Here is an 18629-nt window from a genome sequence, read left to right as displayed (position 1 = left end):
GAATAATTCAAGGTTCGGGTAAGACTAAGGTGCGACTTGTTGCTAGACAAAAGTAAGCGTGGGTTTACTACAAAACTAGCCTAATCAGCCAATTAAAACTTGGAAATTAGAACTGTTATTACGATAGGTAGAATGATAGGGTAACGCCTTGAAATGCCTTCACAAAGGTATACGAATAGCGTTTAGCTAAATAAATAGTAAAATGTTATAAGCTCGTTAAAATGCTTGAGAGCTACCGTAAGTAGAAGAAAAATAATCCCTACACGAAATGCGAACCAGAGGTGGTCGAGTAGTGATAGAGCCAGTGTCTATAAAATATCTATGGTTAGGATGTTCCATAAGGAACTGACGAAATCGGGAAGGTAAGGGTCTTAACTTACGATACTTAGAAATGAGTATAACACATAAGTGTAGTAAGTGTGGATAAGTAAAACTTTTAGTTATGAAAGTCCATATAATGTTATAGGCATTATCAAGCTTACAGGCTCATACCGATTACCTAAGGATATATGTAAAGATAGTAATAATGGAACAAGGGAAACTTGGAATACGGAGGTTTTACTACCAATGAAGTAGTGATAAGGAAAACGTAAGTATAACTTATCTTAATCCAAGCGAAAGTGGTGGCATAAAGCAAAGATGAATATTGTAATGATGTTCTAGCAATAGCCACTAGACAAAATGTTGATTAAAAATTAAATACTGAATAATTTCAAGGTTCGAGTAAGAAGAAGAGATATGAAACCGAAATTGTGCAAACAAAGGAGGAAGTAATAGACTTGAAGGAAAGCTTAAAATTAGAGAAAAAGCAAAAACTAAGAAATAATGAATATTACGCAATGCAACCAATACTTGACGAATTGTATAAGAAAGCTTGTAGTAAAAATAAATTTACAAACTTGATGCAGTATATAACGTCTAAAGAAAATATTTTACTAGCATATAGAAATATTAAGAAAAATAAAGGTTCAGCAACAGTTGGAACGGATAAACTTAATATAGATTTCTTTAAGGAAATGGATAATGATGAATTTGTGAAATATATACAAAATAAATTCAAAAATTATTTTCCCAAAAGTGTTCGCAGAGTAGATATTCCAAAACCAAATGGTAAAACTAGACCTCTAGGAATACCATGTATAGATGATAGAATAATGCAACAATGTATTAAACAAATAATTGAACCAATATGTGAAGCTAAATTTCACAAACATAGTTATGGTTTTAGACCGAATAGGTCAACAGAACATGCTATTGCAAGATGTATGAGTTTAATGAATCAAGCTAAATTACACTACGTTGTAGATGTAGATGTAAAAGGCTTCTTTGATAACGTAAACCATAGTAAACTAAAAAAGCAACTATGGAATATGGGAATACAAGATAAAAACCTCATAAGCATCATTGGTAAAATTCTTAAATCAGAAATACAAGGAATTGGAATACCGACAAAAGGAACGCCTCAAGGGGGCATAATTAGTCCATTATTAGCCAATGTGGTATTAAATGAACTTGATTGGTGGATAAGTTCTCAATGGGAAACATTTGTGACAAAACATAAATACTCTAAACCTGAACACAGATATAATGCCCAAAAGAAAACTAATTTAAAAGAAATTTGGTTCGTAAGATATGCAGATGATTTTAAAATATTTTGCAGAGATGCTAAAACTGCTCAAAAAATCTATAATGCTACAAGAAAATGGTTAGAAGAAAGATTAGGGTTAGAAATTAGTCCTGATAAATCTAAGATAACTAATCTAAGAAAGAATTATACAGAGTTTTTAGGTTTTAAACTAATGGTTAAACCTAAAAAGAATAAGTATGTATGTCAAAGTAGAATGTGTGATAAATCTGTTCAAAAGACTATTAATAAGTTAAAAGAACAAATTAAAATAGCACAAAAAAAATGTATTGCAAAAGAAATATCAAAGTTAAACTCCATAATATTAGGAAGTCACAACTACTACAGGTGTGCTACCAATGTTGTAAAGAATTTTGGTTACATTAACTTCTTAGTTACAAAAACCTTAGAAATACGATTAAGGAATTATATATCGGATAAACCGAAACTTTCGGAAACCTATAAACGGTTATACGGTCAATATAAAGGTAAAATAAGAACGATACAAGGAATGACTATATTTCCAATCTATGGTTGTAGAACTAAAGTCGCATTATGTTTTAATCAAGTGAAATGCAATTATACTGAAAAAGGAAGAAAGGCAATCCATGTACAACTTAAAGGTAGTAGCATTAAACTAATAAAATACTATTTGAGCACTGTACACGAAAGTCAGACAACTGAATTGAGTGATAATAGTATTTCACTTATAGCAGGACAACAAGGCATGTGTTACGTTACTGGTGAGCCACTAGAAATTGGAAATATGGAATGTCACCACAAGATGCCTAAACAATTAGGCGGAATGGATGAATATAAAAATCTTGTATGGTTAAAAATGAGTGCACATAAATTAATACATTGCACACTACCCACAACTATTGAAAAATATCTAGGTTTATTGTCCCTTGATGAAAAAGGGTTAAAGCGAATTAATTCTCTAAGAAAGCAAGTAGGAAATTCAGTTATTTAATTAAATAAAAACAAATTGTTGGAACGCCGTATGAGCTGGAAACTCTCACGTACGGTGTGAGGTGGGGGAAAAGTTGGAGATAACTTCAAAGATTTACCTATCACTATAGATATGAACCTAAATTTGTATTTATACAAAGGAGGAAGTAGTAGACTTGAAGGAAAGCATTCTAGAGAAAAGACAGATACTAAGAAATAATGAGTACTACACTATGCAAAACACATTCGATAGCTTATATGAAGATAGTAGTAAAGGTAAAAAATTTACTAAGTTGATGCAATATATAGCATCTGAGCAAAATATTTTATTAGCCTATAGAAACGTTAAGAAAAACAAAGGATCTATAACTGCTGGTACTGATAAACTAAACATTTATTATATCAAGAATATGGGTATAGAAAAATATGTAAAACATATTCAAGATAAGTTCAATAACTATCAACCTAAGAGTGTAAGAAGAGTTGAGATTCCAAAAGCTAATGGAAAAACAAGACCACTAGGAATACCTTGTATTGATGATAGAATAATTCAGCAATGTATAAAACAAGTATTAGAACCAATATGCGAAGTTAAATTCCACAATCATAGTTATGGATTTAGACCGAATAGGTCAACCCAACATGCGATAGCTAGAAGTATGTTCTTGATGAACCAATGTAAACTACATTATGTGGTTGACATAGATATTAGCGGTTTCTTTGATAATGTTAATTATAGCAAATTAAAAAAGCAAATGTGGAATTTGGGAATACAAGATAAAAATTTATTAAGCATAGTGGAAAAAATCCTTAAATCAAAGATAGAAGGTATAGGTATTCCATATAAAGGAACGCCTCAAGGCGGGATTATTAGTCCATTACTATCCAATATTGTGTTGAATGAATTAGATTGGTGGATAAGTTCTCAATGGGAAACATTTGAAACTTCTCATGACTACAGAAGTTATAGAAAATCCGGTCAAATAGATGTTAGTCATAAATATACGGCAATGAGAACCACTAAACTAAAGGAACTTTGGCTAGTGAGATATGCGGATGATTTTAAGATTTTTTGTAAGGACATAAAAACTGCACAAATCATTTTTATTGCAACTAAGAAATGGCTTAAAAAAAGATTAGGATTAGACATAAGTATGGAAAAATCTAAAATAACCAATCTTAGAAAAAATCATACAGAGTTTTTAGGCTTTAAGTTAATGGTTAAACCAAAGAACAAGAAATTTGTTTGTCAAAGTAACATGTGTGATAAAGCAAAAATCAATACTATAAATAAGTTAAAAAAGCAAATAAGAAAAATACAGAAAAAACCGACACCTAAAGAAGTATGTAAATTAAATGCAATAATACTAGGTATCCATAACTACTATAAAATAGCAACGAGGGTTAGTATAGATTTTGGTGAAATAAATTTCTTAGTAAGAAAAACCTTGAATATAAGACTAAGAGGGTTAATGAGTAATAAGCATAAAAAATCCAAAAGTTATGAAAAATTATATGGAGATTACAAAGGTAAAACCCATTCAATTAGAGATGTGACAATCTTCCCTATAAGTTTTGTGAGGACCAAAAATGCCACAAGCCTTACTCAGAGCATCTGTAATTATACCCCAAAAGGAAGGGAGCTAATACATAGTAAACTAAAAGGATTTAATACTCTTATTAAGTATCTTTTGATAAATATAGATATTAAAAATAGTGTTGAGTTTAATGATAATCGTATATCCCTAATGATTGGACAAAAGGGTAATTGCTATGTAACGGGTAAAAGACTGATAATAGGTAACATGGAGTGCCATCATAAAAAACAGAAAAGTGATAATGGTACAGATGAATATAAGAATCTAGTGTGGTTAAGTCATGAAGCACATAAATTAGTCCACTGTTCAACAGTGGAAACAATTAATAAATATGTGAATGAGTTGGATTTGAATGCTAAAGGATTGAAATACATTAATTCTCTAAGAAAGTTAGTAGGAAATTCAGTTATTTAATAGAATAAAATACAAAATGTTGGAACGCCGTGTGAGCTTGAAAATCTCATGCACGGTGTGAAGGAGGGGAAAAGGTGGAGATAATCTCAAAGCCTTACCTATTCCTATTGGTTAGATTTGAGAAGAAAATTGAGGACCTCAATAAATCTATCGCGGGTTTAACTATAGTTATATCCACCGTTATAGGAAAATCTGAAAAATAAGGGTACCATTATAGATTGGTATTCTTATTTTTTTATTTCTTCTACTCTAAAATCTCTCCCTGTTCATAACAAACTTTAAGAAATTGTGGTGTCATATAATAGATTGCCATATAAATTTTTCAAACCTCCGCACAAAATTTCAGTGCAGCATATATATTTTGTGAAAGCAAAATAAAAGGAAGGAGTGATCAACATGGCAGTTGTATCTACAAAGGTATCAAGCGCACTAAAACTCACTATGAAAGTGGGGGTCGACATCGATGGCAACGACAAATTTGCAACAAAAACACTAGGTAATTTAAAAGTTACTGCAGAGGATGAGGATATTTTTGCAATAGGAAAAGCTATATCTAACATTAAAACTTATCCATTATTTACACTAGACAGACAAGACCAATTTAGCTTAGTTATGGAATAGTTTTTCAACTTAAAATTTAGAGTTAAATTAAATTAAATAATTAAAAGGAGGAAAAGACATATGCATAAATTAGTTATGAGATTTTTAACATCAATAGAAGGTAAATATTTTACTTTAACCGTAGATGACATTAAAGCTGATGAAAAGGGAGTGCCGACTATAAAAGAAGCTGAGGTAAATGCTCTTATGGATTTAGTTATTGCAAAGAACATTTTTGCATCAGCGAGTGGTAGCTTAACAGGCAAGAAAGATGCTAAAGTAGTTACTACTGATACTAATGAAATTGAAGTAGCTTAGAAAGATAGTTTCTCGCACTAAACTGGTATCTATAGAACAGCCACTTTGAAAAAAGTGCTTGATCTATAGGTGCTTTTTTGCATGTTTTATATGAAGCTATTGTTCCACAGGTTAGAGTTCCATACTATAAAAAAACTAGTGAGCGTTTTTTTTAATCGAATATCTAGCATATATCTTATAATATGCTAGATAAAAAAATCCCAAGCCTATTAAAGAACCTCCGAAGTCTATTAACACATCGCTTACTGATGAGCCCCTACCTAAAACAAACATTTGATGGTATTCATCAGTTACTGCATAAAATAAGCATATAAACATTATACAAAATAAAGCATCCCGTCCTTTAAGTTCAAATAAAAATAAAAAATTTGCAACAAACACTGCTAATATACCATACTCAATTGCATGTGCATTTTTTCTAATAAGTATATTTATTTTTTTATCTCTTAAACTTTTAGGTAACACGCTGGGTTTCGCCTTAGTTAAATTATTTTTACCCTCCAAAGCATTCTTATTGTTTCTTATAGATTGAACAATTTCATAACTTCGCAAATTTGACGATGAACCAGGTTTAGAAGAATTATAAAATATTAATCCCATCCATAATAAGCATAATACAATACTTAGTTTTTTCAATATATCACCATCCAATCTTCCAATAAAATATATTATATCATGCTTTAATATAATCCTTCTAATTTTAACATTTAATAGCGGCTATGAATTTAATATTCGCAAAACTCTTCCGACTTAACTCCTAATCCAAATCTATAAAGTATCGCTGCCACTATTCTCTCCGATGCTCTTCCATCTCCATATGGATTAATAGCTTTAGCCATTTTTTGATATTCTGCTTTATTTAAAATTAACTCATTGGCCATATTATAGATATCATCTTCAATAATTCCAGCTAATTTAACAGTACCAGCTTCAGAAGCCTCTGGTCTTTCGGTCTCTGTCCTTAAAACTAATACTGGTTTCCCTAAAGCTGGAGCTTCTTCTTGTAAACCTCCTGAGTCCGTCATAACCATATAGCTTCTATCTATCAAGTTATGCATGTCTTGAACATCAATTGGATCAATCAAATAAATTCTATCCTTATTTCCAATAATCGAATTAACAGTTTCTCTAACTGCTGGATTCAAATGAACAGGATAAATAAATGATACATCCCTATGATCTTCAGCTAATCTTTTGATAGCATTGCAGATATTTTCTAAAGGTTCTCCGAGATTTTCTCGTCTATGAGCCGTAACAACAATATATTTACTTGAATTAAAATCAATTTTTTTAAGTATTCTATTTTTAAATTTATAGTCTTTTCTTACAGTATGTTTGATTGCATCAATAACAGTATTGCCTGTTAAATAAATATCCTTATTAATGCCTTCACTTAACAGATTTAACTTATTTGTTTTTGTAGGTGCAAAATGCATCTCAGCTATACTCCCAGTTAGTTTTCTATTCATTTCCTCTGGAAATGGTGAATACTTATCAAAAGTTCTAAGTCCAGCTTCAACATGACCTACAGGCACTTTGTTATAAAATGCTGCTAATGCTCCTGCAAAAGTTGTTGAAGTGTCACCATGAACCAGAACAATTTCTGGTTTAAGTTCTAGGATAACTTCATTTAATCCATTAAGCGCATCGCTGGTTATTGTAGTTAACGTTTGCCTTTGTTTCATAATATCTAAGTCATAATCTGGTTTTATATCAAATATTTCCAACACTTGATCAAGCATCTCTCTATGCTGAGCTGTCACACACACGTAGCTTTCTATTTCAGAGTATCTTTCTAATTCTTTAACCAGCGGTGCCATCTTGACAGCTTCTGGTCTCGTCCCAAATATACTTAATATTTTGATTTTATTCAAGAACATCACCACATCTTTCTATAATTTATAAGCATTATCAAAAACACAAATATTTTTAGTATCAAGAACTAACTTATTCTTGATTAATTTCATATTATCCACAATATGATTATGAGCTACCATAATAACCAATATTTCTATTTCATTAATAAAATCTTCAAAGTCCATAAACTGATGATCAACAATTCGAGTTTTAACAAATGGATCAAATACTTTTATACCGAATGCTAAATGCTCATCCATTTTCTCTAAAAGTTGTAATGTTGGACTCTCTCTTGTATCATCAACATTTTCTTTATATGTCAATCCATATAAACCAACTTTTGAAATATCCTTAATACCATATTCTCTCATTATGTCTCTAATTCTACCTAACACATGAGTTGGCATAGAATCATTAATCTTTCTTGCAGATAGAATTAAGCTTGTTAAATCAGGATAATCCCCCACTAAGAACCATGGGTCAACTGATATGCAGTGACCACCTACACCCGGTCCTGGTTGTAAAATGTTTACCCTTGGGTGCATGTTGGCAGTTTTAATAATTTCATAAACATCCATATTGTCTACTCTGCAAATTTTAGTAAGTTCATTTGCGAAGGCAATATTTATATCACGATACGTATTTTCAACGACCTTGGACATCTCAGCCGTTCTGATGTCTGTAACTATTATTTCGGATTTACAAAAACTAGAATATAATAATTTTATTTTTTCACCGATTTCCTTAGTATCAGCACCAATTGTTCTTGAATTAAATTCAAGTTCATGAATCATGTTTCCAGGTATAATTCTTTCAGGAGCATGAACTAAGTGAACATCTTTTCCGATTACAAGTCTTCTCTTTTCAATTTCAGGACGAACATACTTATCAATTGATCTCGGCGATATCGTAGACTCAATAATTATTATCGAACCTTTTTCACAAACATCTAACACATTATTTACTGCTGAAATAACATATTTAGGGTCAATCTTTTTACTTTCTTTGATGTATGGTGTAGCAACAGCAATTATATAAGTATCTGTTTTGATATATTCAGTGGTAAACTTGATGCCATTTATTAATGCGTCATCAAATAACTGCCCTAAGCCCTTTTCTTCAAAAGTAAGTCTCCCTTCACTTAAAGTTTTTACCAACTCTTTATTATAATCTGTCCCTATTATGTTCGCCCCATTTTTAGCAAACATTAAAGCTGTTGGTAATCCTATATAGCCTAATCCAATTATATTAATTTTTGACATGATTGTCACTCTCCTTACTCAATTTATACATAACAATAATCATATTACTATGCATAATCATATATAGTAATGAAATCAATAGTAAGAACTGCTCGATTGGTAAGTTTCTAAAATAGGAAATTAAATATACAGCAAATTCTCCCACAAGCAATATACTTTGTAAAATCAACTCAATATGTTGCTTATTTGATACAATAAAACTTGTTGTGAGTGATTCTGCAATAAGCCTTAAACAAAACATTGGTGCAAGTAATCTCACATACTTCCCGGCTGTTTCCCACTCCGCTCCAAAAAACAAAGAAAATATCCAAGGCGCTAATATAGCCATCAGCATAATCATAGGAATAATAATGATTGATAACACTATTATTGTTTTTCTGAATGTTCTTTTATAATTTCCACATTCCATTATTTCTTTAACTGCGCTATCGAAAAATACCCTTGCGATATTAGCACTAATTACAGAAAAGGGGATACCCAAAACACGATATGATAATGAATATAATCCTAACTGTTCTGTAGAATAAACACTTTTAATAAAAAGATTAATGCTAGAATATATTGAAGTAGTTATTAATGCAGAAGATGCATTGTAGATAGGTTGTTTTCTATGTTTTAAAAAAGATTTTTTAATTGCCTCAAAATCAATTTTTTTAAATTCTCCCATTTTCTTTCGAATATCTTTTGACTGACGGCCTAAACCGACAAATGAACTTACTATTTGAGAACAGATTAAACCCGGTATTCCAACATTAAACAAACCACTTATAACCAGCAAAGTATTGTTAACTCCTGATTTAATCACCGTAACTGATGAAATCAATTTATATAATGAATTCTTGTTGTTGTGCGCAAGTAGAATATTATTTAATCCATATGCTGCTAGCAAAACAGTTATTGCGCAAATACACATCCACAATGAAAAACCAGAATAGTCACTTCCCATAAAAACCATTCCATAAACAATTCCAATAATTACGCTTAATGGTATAAAAAGAAATAGACATAGTTTCATAACAGAATAAGTATCTTTTTCAGTTTTTGCTACAACAATGGCCATATCATATTTCAAACAGATAACAGGCCCAAACAATGATACAGCAGTTGCTACCACTGTATAGGCTCCCAACTGTTGCGGTGTAAACAGCCTAGTTGTAATTGGAGATACAATTATAGAAATAACTTGCGCTATTAAAGATCCACTTGCCAACATAGAAAAAGATAGTAAAAATTTATTCGCTTTAAATCTATTCCAAAGCTTTTTCATTTTAAGTAATAACCTCACTATTAATAATTTTCAGTATTTCACAGGCTATTTTTGAGTTATGCTTGTCGACAGAGATACTTGAAACATAAGATTCAACCCGTTCTTTATAATCACCCATATTGTTGCTTACTTTAACAATCCCTTTATAAAAACAATCATCAGACTCTCCTATACCGTACTTTGCACAAAAATCCTTTAGCGGTAAGTTTTCAGTCGTTACAATTGGCAGCCCTTCAGCTAGATATTCATATACTTTTCCTGAAGCACAATACTTGTTATTCAAGTCGTTTTTATGATAGCTGACTATACCAATATCGCATCTTTGAACAATATATCTTAGTTCTGGTAAAGGGACTTTACTGATTAACATTACATTAGTCAGATTATTTGTATCAATAATGTATTGTATAATTCGCTTATCTTCATCAGTTCCATCTCCAATAATATATAATCCATAATCGTTTGGAAGTTTTGCCATAGCAGAAACAAGTTTATCTGTAGTTCTCAAAACTGATGTTCCTCCAGTACTTACGATATTTACTTTATATTTAAAGCAATTACTATATTTTTCATCTAATGCTTTTTTATCATACTGTCCTGTTAGAAATCTAATATTTTCAAAGACTAGTGGAAATGTTTTTAATTTATATTGTTCAAACATAATTTTCGACCGATAATCATTAGCACATAATACCACATCAGATTTCTTCATTAGAGCAGTCTCAAATTTACAAAATAGTCTGCCAGATATGTTTTTTATATCTTTATAAAAATAAAGTTCTCTAACATCTTGCACTATAAATTTTGGTTTAAACAGTTTTCTAATTATTAAAGCAGGTATAGATGCAAAAAGGTTATCGGAAAATAAAATATCAATATTTTCAATTTCCTTTGCAGATTTCAAACAAGTGAATAGAAAAGAAATATACAAGCGCAAACTCAAATATTTTGATTTATTTATATTCACTATGTTTTCTTTAACATTACTACACTTACTATTACCACAGCATACTAATGTAACGTCACCTATTTTTTTTGCCACATTATATATTTCTGTGAGTCGACCATCATACTCTTTTATTCCATATGAAATTAATAATATATTCATTTATTAAATCCCCCAATAGTCTTTATGCACTTTGAGCATTCGTCTCTAATTGTTAACGTTATTCGATTAGAATTATTCTTAAATAACTTTGCTACAAAGTATATTAAACCTGCAGTAAAAAGCATAATGGTAGAGAGGCTAATTAGAGGCGGTGTGTTAGCATAAATATTAGTAACAAATCTAATTAAAATATATCCAACGATATAAGTCATTTCATATGAATTTGTTTTATTAAAATATTTTTCTAATTTAATTGAAATAAATATATTTAAGCATGCAATTATTGGTGAAAATAACGCTCCAAAATAAATATAGCCATAACCTAAGCCAGAGATAACATGACCGTTCGCTTTACTTACTCCATAAATAAATGTGTTAAAGTACTCTGTTGTCATCATCATTTTGTTTTTCAATAAAAAACTAACACCAAATATTGAACGCCCAAAATCATAAAACATATTCATTATATTTAAATCCGTTACCTTTTTTAATTCAATTGTGACTGCTAGATTTTGTGTTCCAAAGAAATAAGCTTGCAAGTTTTTAGAGATAAATTCTAAATTTACATTATTTGCATTCAGTGCAGCTGTATATGAACCATAATAAGCTACAGAAAATTGTTTATATATAGTCATAACAAAAGCAACTGATATTGCAGTTATTACTATATAAGTAATTATTCTCTTTCTATATTTTTTAAAAGCTCTAGTCAAAATAAATATTACTACTAAACAAGTATATAATTGTTCAGATCTTCTACCTCCGATAATAATCCCCACATTAATAATTCCAACAATTATTGCATAATAGACATACCGTTTTTTTCCTTTTGATTCATATCTATTTTTACAGTAACTTACACTCCAAACAAAAAAGAATATCACACCACTTTTTATAATATATCTTAATAATAGAATGGGGGTGCTTGTAATATCAACAAATGCTTCCGTTTTTTCAGTCGAAATGAAGAACAATTTGATTATATTCAAGTTTCGACCAATTAATAAATACAAACTTAAAGCTATGAATATGAATATTAGATAAATATATTTATTTCCCTTTAATTTAAGTTCATCATTTGGTCTTAATGGAACTTTATTAGATAACACCATAATCCATAAGAAAAAGCTAGTAATAATTAACTCATACGGCACGAGCCATATAGCTAATTCAATGGACCCAGTAAAAGTTTTCATATATGAAATACCATTATATACACCCGATAAAGAACTGACAATTGGTATTAATACACATCTTATCCATGATAACAATATCGTAAAATAAACTGTTATTTTAAATTTTTTATATCTAATTAAATTTGAAAAAATCAAAATAAATACAATTAGGAACGTTAGTGGATGTATCCACAATAATTGATATCCATCAGCAACTGAGTTTTTGGGTAATATACAAATAAGAACTCCACTTATAGAGCTTATAATAATTGTAAAATTTATTAGAAATTTTTTCATTTTAATCTTCCTCTATGAAAAGCTTATTCATTAATAAATCTAGCTTTTTATGACCTTTTAATATAACTTTTTTGAACTCTTCACAGTTCTCATGAATTTCGTCTTGATTTAGCTTACGATACCAATTATACAAATTATCACCTAAATTATTAAAGCCATCTTTTTCTATAGCATACCCAAAACCATATTTACATGATATTTCTTCCATATATGTGTTTTTGAATACTAAAATAGGAACATTAAGATAAGTTGCATAATACAATTTAATGGATAATGCAGTATCCAAATTAACCTCTCCTACTCCATATAAATTGTAAATAATATCTGCATCTTGAATTAATCCAGCTGTCTCATAAGGTTCAAATCTTCCAGAACAAAATACATTATTTATTTTTTTTTCTTTAGCGTAATTTACAATAAGTTCAGAACCTTCTCCATAAAAATTAAGTTTAAATCTACTATCATTGCCCAGGTAATCAATCAATCTATAGCAATTATCATATAAACTCATATATCCAATATAAGTAATATTGATTGGACCTTCCGCGTCTTTTAATTTTGTATGAGGAGTAGAATCAGCCAAGACTTTCATATTCATGCTATGTATTATTACATAGTCGAACTCAGGTAAATATCTTTTAAATCCTTCGGATGACAAAGTAGAAAACGCTGATGAATATACTGCACTTTTTAGTTTAAACTTTACTATGGGATTATCTTGAAAGTAGATATCTCTAATATTTAAACAATATTTTTTATTAAAATGCTTTTTTAAAATATTTGAAAACATAAAGGCCGTAAATATATTCCAAGATATAATAAAGTCATATTTGTTTTCCAATAATATCTCTTTTGCAAATTTTTTAAAACCCCAATAACTAATTAATTTTCTAAAAAAGGACCATTTACGCTCTATATTTAAATCATATTTGTATACATTTGTTGCATTATTATTTTCTTCAGCATTATACTTATCAATATAGATTAAATCATAGGGTATATTGTTTTTATCTAAAAATTCAGTATACAAACTAACTAATGTCATATGTTTTAAATTTACTGTACTCAAAATGCATATCTTTTTCATGTATATGTTCCTCCATATAATATTTATATATATATTTTTGTAAGATTTAAGTCTTCACCTAATTTCTCTAATATCAGTATTTAAAATTTTTCAGTAATCTTTCCTGAAAATAACTCAATAAATTTAAGGGTATTCGTATTTCTCCCATAATACTTCTTCCCAAATTCATGTCCAATTTCAGCCAAACTTTCACGCTTTTCTTTATTTTTATATAAATCAAAAATTGCATCTGCCACTGCTTTAGGATCATCGTTTGGAGCTGAGATCCCCATTTCATTTTCATTGAACATCTTATAATAATCAGAGTCATCATCCACCGAATTCACAATAGTCCTGCTACATGCCATAAGCAATCCAGCCTTACTTGGCACAGAGTTTCCAATGATTCCTTTCTTCAAAGGAATTAAGCAAATCGAGCAGGTGCTATAGACATCTGAAACCATATCCTGTGGTTCGAGTGGATAAAAAACTATATTATCTAACCCACGTTTTTCTTTTTCTCCTATAAAAGCAGCCCTCTTACTACCTTGGCCTATCATCTGAAACTCTATATCTTTGTAACCTTTGAGTAAATCCGCAACATTTAAAACCATTTTGTAATCAAATACATATCCCATTGTTCCTGCATATTGTACATAAAACTTATTCTTTTGAAGATTATATTTCTTAACAAAACGATTATCTTCCCATAGAACTTCATGTACTGTTCGATCATCAAACCAGTTTACTATTGAAAAAATTTTCTTAGGTGGAACCCCCTGCTCCACCACTTTCATTTTCATGTCTTCAGAAATAACTGTTAATATATCACTATTTTTGTACGCTACTTTTTGAATTTTATAAAATACCCATTTAATAAATCTATTGTTTATAACACCACTACTAACAGCACTACCTGGAAACATGTCTTGCACACTATATAATATAGGTTTTCTCATAAATAATTTCAAAAGAACAATTGAAAACACTACTGTGGGGCAAGACTGAACAAAGACTTCATCAATATCTTTCATCTTTATCCATATTTTAAAACATTTGAAAGCATATAAAGCCTCCTCAAAATACCTATGAATAAAGGAATTTTTATTAATTATCTTCCTGTTAATAACAGTCATTTCAAGATTACGTTTATTTTTCAATGTATCTGGTATTTCACTATTAATTTTTTTTCTTCTACTCTGTATTAAATGAATACTAAATCCACTATCGAGTAAGTCTTCTATTAATGAACTAACTAAATGGTTAGATGGACCTGGTGTGTCAAATCCTTCCGTACATATAAACAATATCTTTTTCATCGCTTCCCCCTTTTAGCTAGTCACAACAAGCTTATGCATTTAGAGTTATGTCCTTTTTATTATGAATCATCTGCTTTTCAATTTATCTATTCAAAGAAGCCACTGCTTCGTCCATGAATTCAAATCCCATATCCTTATTAGGCCAATAATGATAAACCGATCTAATCTCCTTAACTCTAAAACCATTTCTCACATAAAAATTAATAGCATTTATATTGTTACTTTGTGTACCAACTCTTATATCTTTAATATCCTTATGGTTATCATATATATATTTTTCTAAATATATCATCATCTCTTTACCTATAAATCCATTTTGCATGCCTTCTTTAACTGAAATTAATTCTATTATTGCGGTATTAGTTTTATGCTCTAATGAAAATAATATATATCCAGCTACTTTTGAATCCATATAACAATTTATAAAATATTTATTTTCATTTAAGAAAGATGATTGAACCCACTGCCCATAAACATTTTTAGCTTTGGCTTTATTTAAATATGGATCATTGAAAAATCTAGAATGCTTATAGGAATTTTTACTTATTTCTAGTATTTCGTTGTTAACCGGCAACTTATTTTGAATAGCTATATCGAATTTATTAGCATGTTTTATAGCTACATTTATTTCTTTAGTGAACTGGAAATTTATATCGGTTACAAATGCACCTGATAATTTGGATATATATAAATTGTTAATCGAATCATTATTTACATTATCTATGACATTAAACTCATTTTTTTTTAATACTTTGCTTATTATGTTCCACTCTTTGCTCCCTATTGTTTCATCTAAAGTTACTCTTCCACTATTAACCCCAAAGTAATTAGTATCCCATTCTAAAAATTTATAATGAAGTTTGTTCATTTTCATCTCTTCTTTTCTGAGCTGTTCACAATTATATATCCCCCGCTTTAATAATATAACAACTATTGTTTTAATAAATATTTTTAAATCAAGTACAAATGATACATTATTTACATAATACAAATCATTCTGTATCCTTTCTTTCCACTCAATAGAATTTCTATGATAAACTTGGTTATATCCGGTAACACCTGGTAAAACATTTAATTTATTCTTTTCATCCTTTGTGTATAAACTAAAATGATCTTCCAAATCTGGCCTTGGTCCAATAAAGCTCATATCCCCCATTAAAATATTAATTATTTGTGGTATCTCATCTATGCTTAGCTTCCTTATGACCTTACCAATCTTCGTAAGTCTAGGATCATCAACTGAATTAAATGTTGAACCGTCATTATTCCTTATATCCGGCGCATTTATTTTCATAGATCTAAACTTTTTAATATTAAATATTTTACCATTCTTCCCTAACCTTTTCTGAGTATATATTATTGGTCCTACGTCTTCTAATTTAATAAATAAACCTATTACTATATAAAATATCAAAAATGCAGGTAATATTATTAATGCTAATAAGAAATCAATTATTCTCTTAAAAATCCTTTCATACATTCCTTTTCCCCTCACATACAATATTAAAGATCGTCTTATAATTGATGTCAAACTATGATAAACTAGGTGCTACCTCACCCGTCATAATTTCTTTTAAGCTCTCCACCACATACTCGACCTGTTCGTTCGTTAATCGCTGATATAATGGCAATGTAATCTCATTTTTATACATGTCAAAAGCATTCGGATAATCTATTATATCGAATCCCAACCTCTTATATGCTGTATGCATCGGCAATGGTTTATAGTGTACATTTGTTGCAATATCCTTTTGTGCCATTTTTTCTATTATTCTATTTCTATACGCTTCATCTTTACCAATGAGCCTTACCAAGTATAAATGACCACTTGATGAAAACCCTTCTCCATAATGCTTCATAGTTTCAACATTACATTCATTTAATGCTTTATCATACATTTCAATAATCTGTTTTCTTCTTTCCAAAATACCGTTGTATCTCCCAAGCTGTGCTAATCCCAAAGCTGCGATTATATCAGTCATATTGCACTTGTAAGCAGGATAAATAATGTCATATTCCCATGAGCCGACCTTTGTTTTTGCCAGTGCATCCTTCGACTGACCATGAAGAGAAAGGAGCATATATTGTCTATAAATTTCTTCATTATCAATCTCATGAATATCACGCCATGTAACTGCACCACCCTCGCCTGTGGTTAAATTTTTTACTGCATGAAATGAGAAGCATGTAAAATCTGCTACCTCTCCACTTCGTTTTCCTTTATATGAAGCACCAAATGCATGGGCTGAATCAGCTAATACTACCACTCTACCAAATGCCTTCTGAATGTCATTCGCTGGTCTATAAAGTTCCTTTTTTCTATTAACTATTTCAAATATCTTATCATAATCACACATCACCCCTCCAATATCTACTGGAATGATTACCTTTGTTTTTTCTGTTATTGCTTTTTCTAATTGCTCATAATCCATTTGAAAAGAGTTCTTTGCAGTATCCACAAGGATAATTTTAGATCCTACATGATCGATAACGCTTGCTGAGGCGGTATATGTATAAGCAGACGTAATGACTTCATCTCCTTTTCCTACCCCTAAAACCCTAAGTGTCATTTCCATGCTTGCTGTATCTGAATTTAGGCATACCACTTTTGAGGTGTTCATATACTCTGCCATTTTTTTTTCAAACAATTTTGTTTTTGGCCCTGTTGTTATCCACCCTGATTTCAATGTATCTATAACTTCATTGATTTCAATTTCTGAAATGTCTGGTGGCGAAAATGGTATTTTCATATTTATCCCCCTCTTATTTTAAAGATTTATACTCTATTTTACTCACATATGCTTCAGATTGAAGCACCAATATATAAGTTGTTTTATGTTGTATATTTCATATTGTATGTAATTTTCTTTAATTGTGTTCCAAAAACTTACATTTGATCCGCAATGCATCACAAAAAAATAAATAGATAGAATTTGCTGCAGTTCGCAAATTCTATCTATTTTGTGGTATTTATCTTTTTGATTTTTTTCTACTGCTCTTTCCTTTGCTATTATCGCTGTATTAATATTGAAAGTGTTAATAGCCACTCTTTTTTAGATCTAATTTATTAATTACTACTCCTAATATTTTTGCATTAACCTTCTCAAGGAGTCCTTTAGATTTAATAACTGAATCTCGTTCCGCTTCCCCTGAAGAAATAACTAACAGACAGCCATCCGTATACTGAGCTAGAATCTGTGCATCCGTAACTAATATTATTGGAGGAGTATCTAATATTATAAAGTCATATATTTCCTTTAATTCCTCAATAAAATCTTTCATTTTTGCAGATCCTAAAAGTTCCGCTGGGTTTGGAAGCTTTGTGCCTGAAGCTAAAATATAAAGGTTTGTTATTTCAGTTTTCTGAATACATTTATTTATGTCTACTTCATTTTTATCTACCAAAATATTAGACAAGCCCTCTGCGTTAGAACACCCGAAAACCATATGTACATTTGGCTTTCTTTGATCACAATCTATTAATAAAGTCTTACTTCCACCTTGGGCCATAACTATTGCTAGATTTGAAGCAGTAGTAGTTTTCCCCTCTCCTGGTCCTGAACTAGTTACCAGCAAGGTTTTAATCTTTTTATCAAAAGAAGAGAATTGGATATTAGTCCTAAGAGTTCTATACGCCTCTGCGATTGGTATATTAGGTCTTTTAAATGCTATTAAGCCTAATCCTTTCATATATTTCACTACCTTTACTAATTTTTTTTGAGTAAACGCGTTAATCATCACCTGTGGTGCTGTAATATCATCACCTATGGTGC

Annotated in this window: 17 protein-coding genes; 6 read left to right on the top strand and 11 right to left on the bottom strand. The window is 30.1% G+C overall.

Features of this window, described 5'->3' with window-relative positions; all coding sequences use genetic code 11:
• Window positions 1–417: 417 nt before the first annotated feature.
• From ACWJJ2_RS16015 to ACWJJ2_RS15990, 6 genes are all read left to right on the top strand, one after another.
• On the top strand, window positions 418–576 hold the full coding sequence (locus ACWJJ2_RS16015; RefSeq protein ID WP_462953509.1) for a hypothetical protein: 159 nt from the start codon (window positions 418–420) through the stop codon (window positions 574–576).
• Between the two features lie 203 nt (window positions 577–779).
• Complete coding sequence (ltrA, locus tag ACWJJ2_RS16010) at window positions 780–2597, top strand: group II intron reverse transcriptase/maturase (protein WP_258876409.1); 1818 nt, start codon at window positions 780–782, stop codon at window positions 2595–2597.
• Window positions 2598–2751: 154 nt separating this feature from the next.
• Window positions 2752–4587, top strand: coding sequence for a group II intron reverse transcriptase/maturase (gene ltrA, locus ACWJJ2_RS16005; RefSeq protein ID WP_462953508.1), 1836 nt, complete (start codon window positions 2752–2754; stop codon window positions 4585–4587).
• 74 nt (window positions 4588–4661) lie between these two features.
• Window positions 4662–4790 carry a YvrJ family protein gene (locus ACWJJ2_RS16000; protein WP_216303880.1) on the top strand — a complete coding sequence of 43 codons (129 nt, stop codon included), beginning with the start codon at window positions 4662–4664 and terminating at the stop codon, window positions 4788–4790.
• A gap of 193 nt (window positions 4791–4983) precedes the next feature.
• On the top strand, window positions 4984–5208 hold the full coding sequence (locus ACWJJ2_RS15995; RefSeq protein ID WP_165413853.1) for a DUF1659 domain-containing protein: 225 nt from the start codon (window positions 4984–4986) through the stop codon (window positions 5206–5208).
• 60 nt (window positions 5209–5268) lie between these two features.
• Window positions 5269–5505, top strand: a complete 237-nt coding sequence (locus ACWJJ2_RS15990; protein WP_220319832.1) for a DUF2922 domain-containing protein — start codon at window positions 5269–5271, stop codon at window positions 5503–5505.
• Between the two features lie 135 nt (window positions 5506–5640).
• Here the strand turns inward: ACWJJ2_RS15990 and ACWJJ2_RS15985 are convergent, their stop codons facing one another.
• The 11 genes from ACWJJ2_RS15985 to ACWJJ2_RS15935 form a co-directional block, all read right to left on the bottom strand.
• Complete coding sequence (locus ACWJJ2_RS15985) at window positions 5641–6141, bottom strand: VanZ family protein (RefSeq protein WP_462953507.1); 501 nt, start codon at window positions 6139–6141, stop codon at window positions 5641–5643.
• An 89-nt stretch (window positions 6142–6230) separates the two neighbouring features.
• Window positions 6231–7379, bottom strand: a complete 1149-nt coding sequence (gene wecB, locus ACWJJ2_RS15980) for a non-hydrolyzing UDP-N-acetylglucosamine 2-epimerase (protein ID WP_462953506.1) — start codon at window positions 7377–7379, stop codon at window positions 6231–6233.
• A gap of 18 nt (window positions 7380–7397) precedes the next feature.
• Entirely contained in the window at window positions 7398–8624 is a 1227-nt protein-coding gene (locus tag ACWJJ2_RS15975) for a nucleotide sugar dehydrogenase (protein ID WP_462953505.1), read from the bottom strand.
• Complete coding sequence (locus ACWJJ2_RS15970; protein WP_216303884.1) at window positions 8611–9891, bottom strand: lipopolysaccharide biosynthesis protein; 1281 nt, start codon at window positions 9889–9891, stop codon at window positions 8611–8613. Before ACWJJ2_RS15970 ends, ACWJJ2_RS15975 begins: the two co-directional genes overlap by 14 nt.
• A gap of 1 nt (window position 9892) precedes the next feature.
• Complete coding sequence (locus ACWJJ2_RS15965; RefSeq protein WP_462953504.1) at window positions 9893–10999, bottom strand: glycosyltransferase family protein; 1107 nt, start codon at window positions 10997–10999, stop codon at window positions 9893–9895.
• Window positions 10996–12471, bottom strand: a complete 1476-nt coding sequence (locus ACWJJ2_RS15960) for a hypothetical protein (protein ID WP_216303886.1) — start codon at window positions 12469–12471, stop codon at window positions 10996–10998. Before ACWJJ2_RS15960 ends, ACWJJ2_RS15965 begins: the two co-directional genes overlap by 4 nt.
• 1 nt (window position 12472) lies before the next feature.
• A complete protein-coding gene (locus ACWJJ2_RS15955; RefSeq protein WP_216303887.1) occupies window positions 12473–13558 on the bottom strand; it encodes a glycosyltransferase family protein in 1086 nt (361 codons plus the stop codon).
• A gap of 80 nt (window positions 13559–13638) precedes the next feature.
• Window positions 13639–14856, bottom strand: coding sequence for a glycosyltransferase family 4 protein (locus tag ACWJJ2_RS15950; protein ID WP_462953503.1), 1218 nt, complete (start codon window positions 14854–14856; stop codon window positions 13639–13641).
• Window positions 14857–14938: 82 nt separating this feature from the next.
• Window positions 14939–16336 carry a GNAT family N-acetyltransferase gene (locus ACWJJ2_RS15945; RefSeq protein WP_462953502.1) on the bottom strand — a complete coding sequence of 466 codons (1398 nt, stop codon included), beginning with the start codon at window positions 16334–16336 and terminating at the stop codon, window positions 14939–14941.
• 52 nt (window positions 16337–16388) lie between these two features.
• Window positions 16389–17606, bottom strand: a complete 1218-nt coding sequence (locus tag ACWJJ2_RS15940) for a DegT/DnrJ/EryC1/StrS family aminotransferase (protein WP_462953501.1) — start codon at window positions 17604–17606, stop codon at window positions 16389–16391.
• 286 nt (window positions 17607–17892) lie between these two features.
• Window positions 17893–18594, bottom strand: coding sequence for a CpsD/CapB family tyrosine-protein kinase (locus ACWJJ2_RS15935; protein ID WP_462953500.1), 702 nt, complete (start codon window positions 18592–18594; stop codon window positions 17893–17895).
• Window positions 18595–18629: the final 35 nt, after the last annotated feature.

The sequence above is a fragment of the Clostridium sp. CM039 genome (assembly GCF_055081075.1).
The sequence above is the reverse complement of the archived record's forward strand: the minus strand, read 5'-3'. Positions and strand labels throughout refer to the sequence as shown.

Bases quoted from the DNA above. Each gene is read 5' to 3' on its own strand.
- ACWJJ2_RS15995 (WP_165413853.1), top strand. From the start codon at position 4,984: ATGGCAGTTGTATCTACAAAGGTATCAAGCGCACTAAAACTCACTATG.
- ACWJJ2_RS15990 (WP_220319832.1), top strand. From the start codon at position 5,269: ATGCATAAATTAGTTATGAGATTTTTAACATCAATAGAAGGTAAATAT.
- ACWJJ2_RS15975 (WP_462953505.1), bottom strand. From the start codon at position 8,624: ATGTCAAAAATTAATATAATTGGATTAGGCTATATAGGATTACCAACA.
- ACWJJ2_RS15970 (WP_216303884.1), bottom strand. From the start codon at position 9,891: ATGAAAAAGCTTTGGAATAGATTTAAAGCGAATAAATTTTTACTATCT.
- ACWJJ2_RS15965 (WP_462953504.1), bottom strand. From the start codon at position 10,999: ATGAATATATTATTAATTTCATATGGAATAAAAGAGTATGATGGTCGA.
- ACWJJ2_RS15960 (WP_216303886.1), bottom strand. From the start codon at position 12,471: ATGAAAAAATTTCTAATAAATTTTACAATTATTATAAGCTCTATAAGT.
- ACWJJ2_RS15955 (WP_216303887.1), bottom strand. From the start codon at position 13,558: ATGAAAAAGATATGCATTTTGAGTACAGTAAATTTAAAACATATGACA.
- ACWJJ2_RS15950 (WP_462953503.1), bottom strand. From the start codon at position 14,856: ATGAAAAAGATATTGTTTATATGTACGGAAGGATTTGACACACCAGGT.
- ACWJJ2_RS15945 (WP_462953502.1), bottom strand. From the start codon at position 16,336: ATGTATGAAAGGATTTTTAAGAGAATAATTGATTTCTTATTAGCATTA.
- ACWJJ2_RS15940 (WP_462953501.1), bottom strand. From the start codon at position 17,606: ATGAAAATACCATTTTCGCCACCAGACATTTCAGAAATTGAAATCAAT.
- ACWJJ2_RS15935 (WP_462953500.1), bottom strand. From the start codon at position 18,594: ATGATTAACGCGTTTACTCAAAAAAAATTAGTAAAGGTAGTGAAATAT.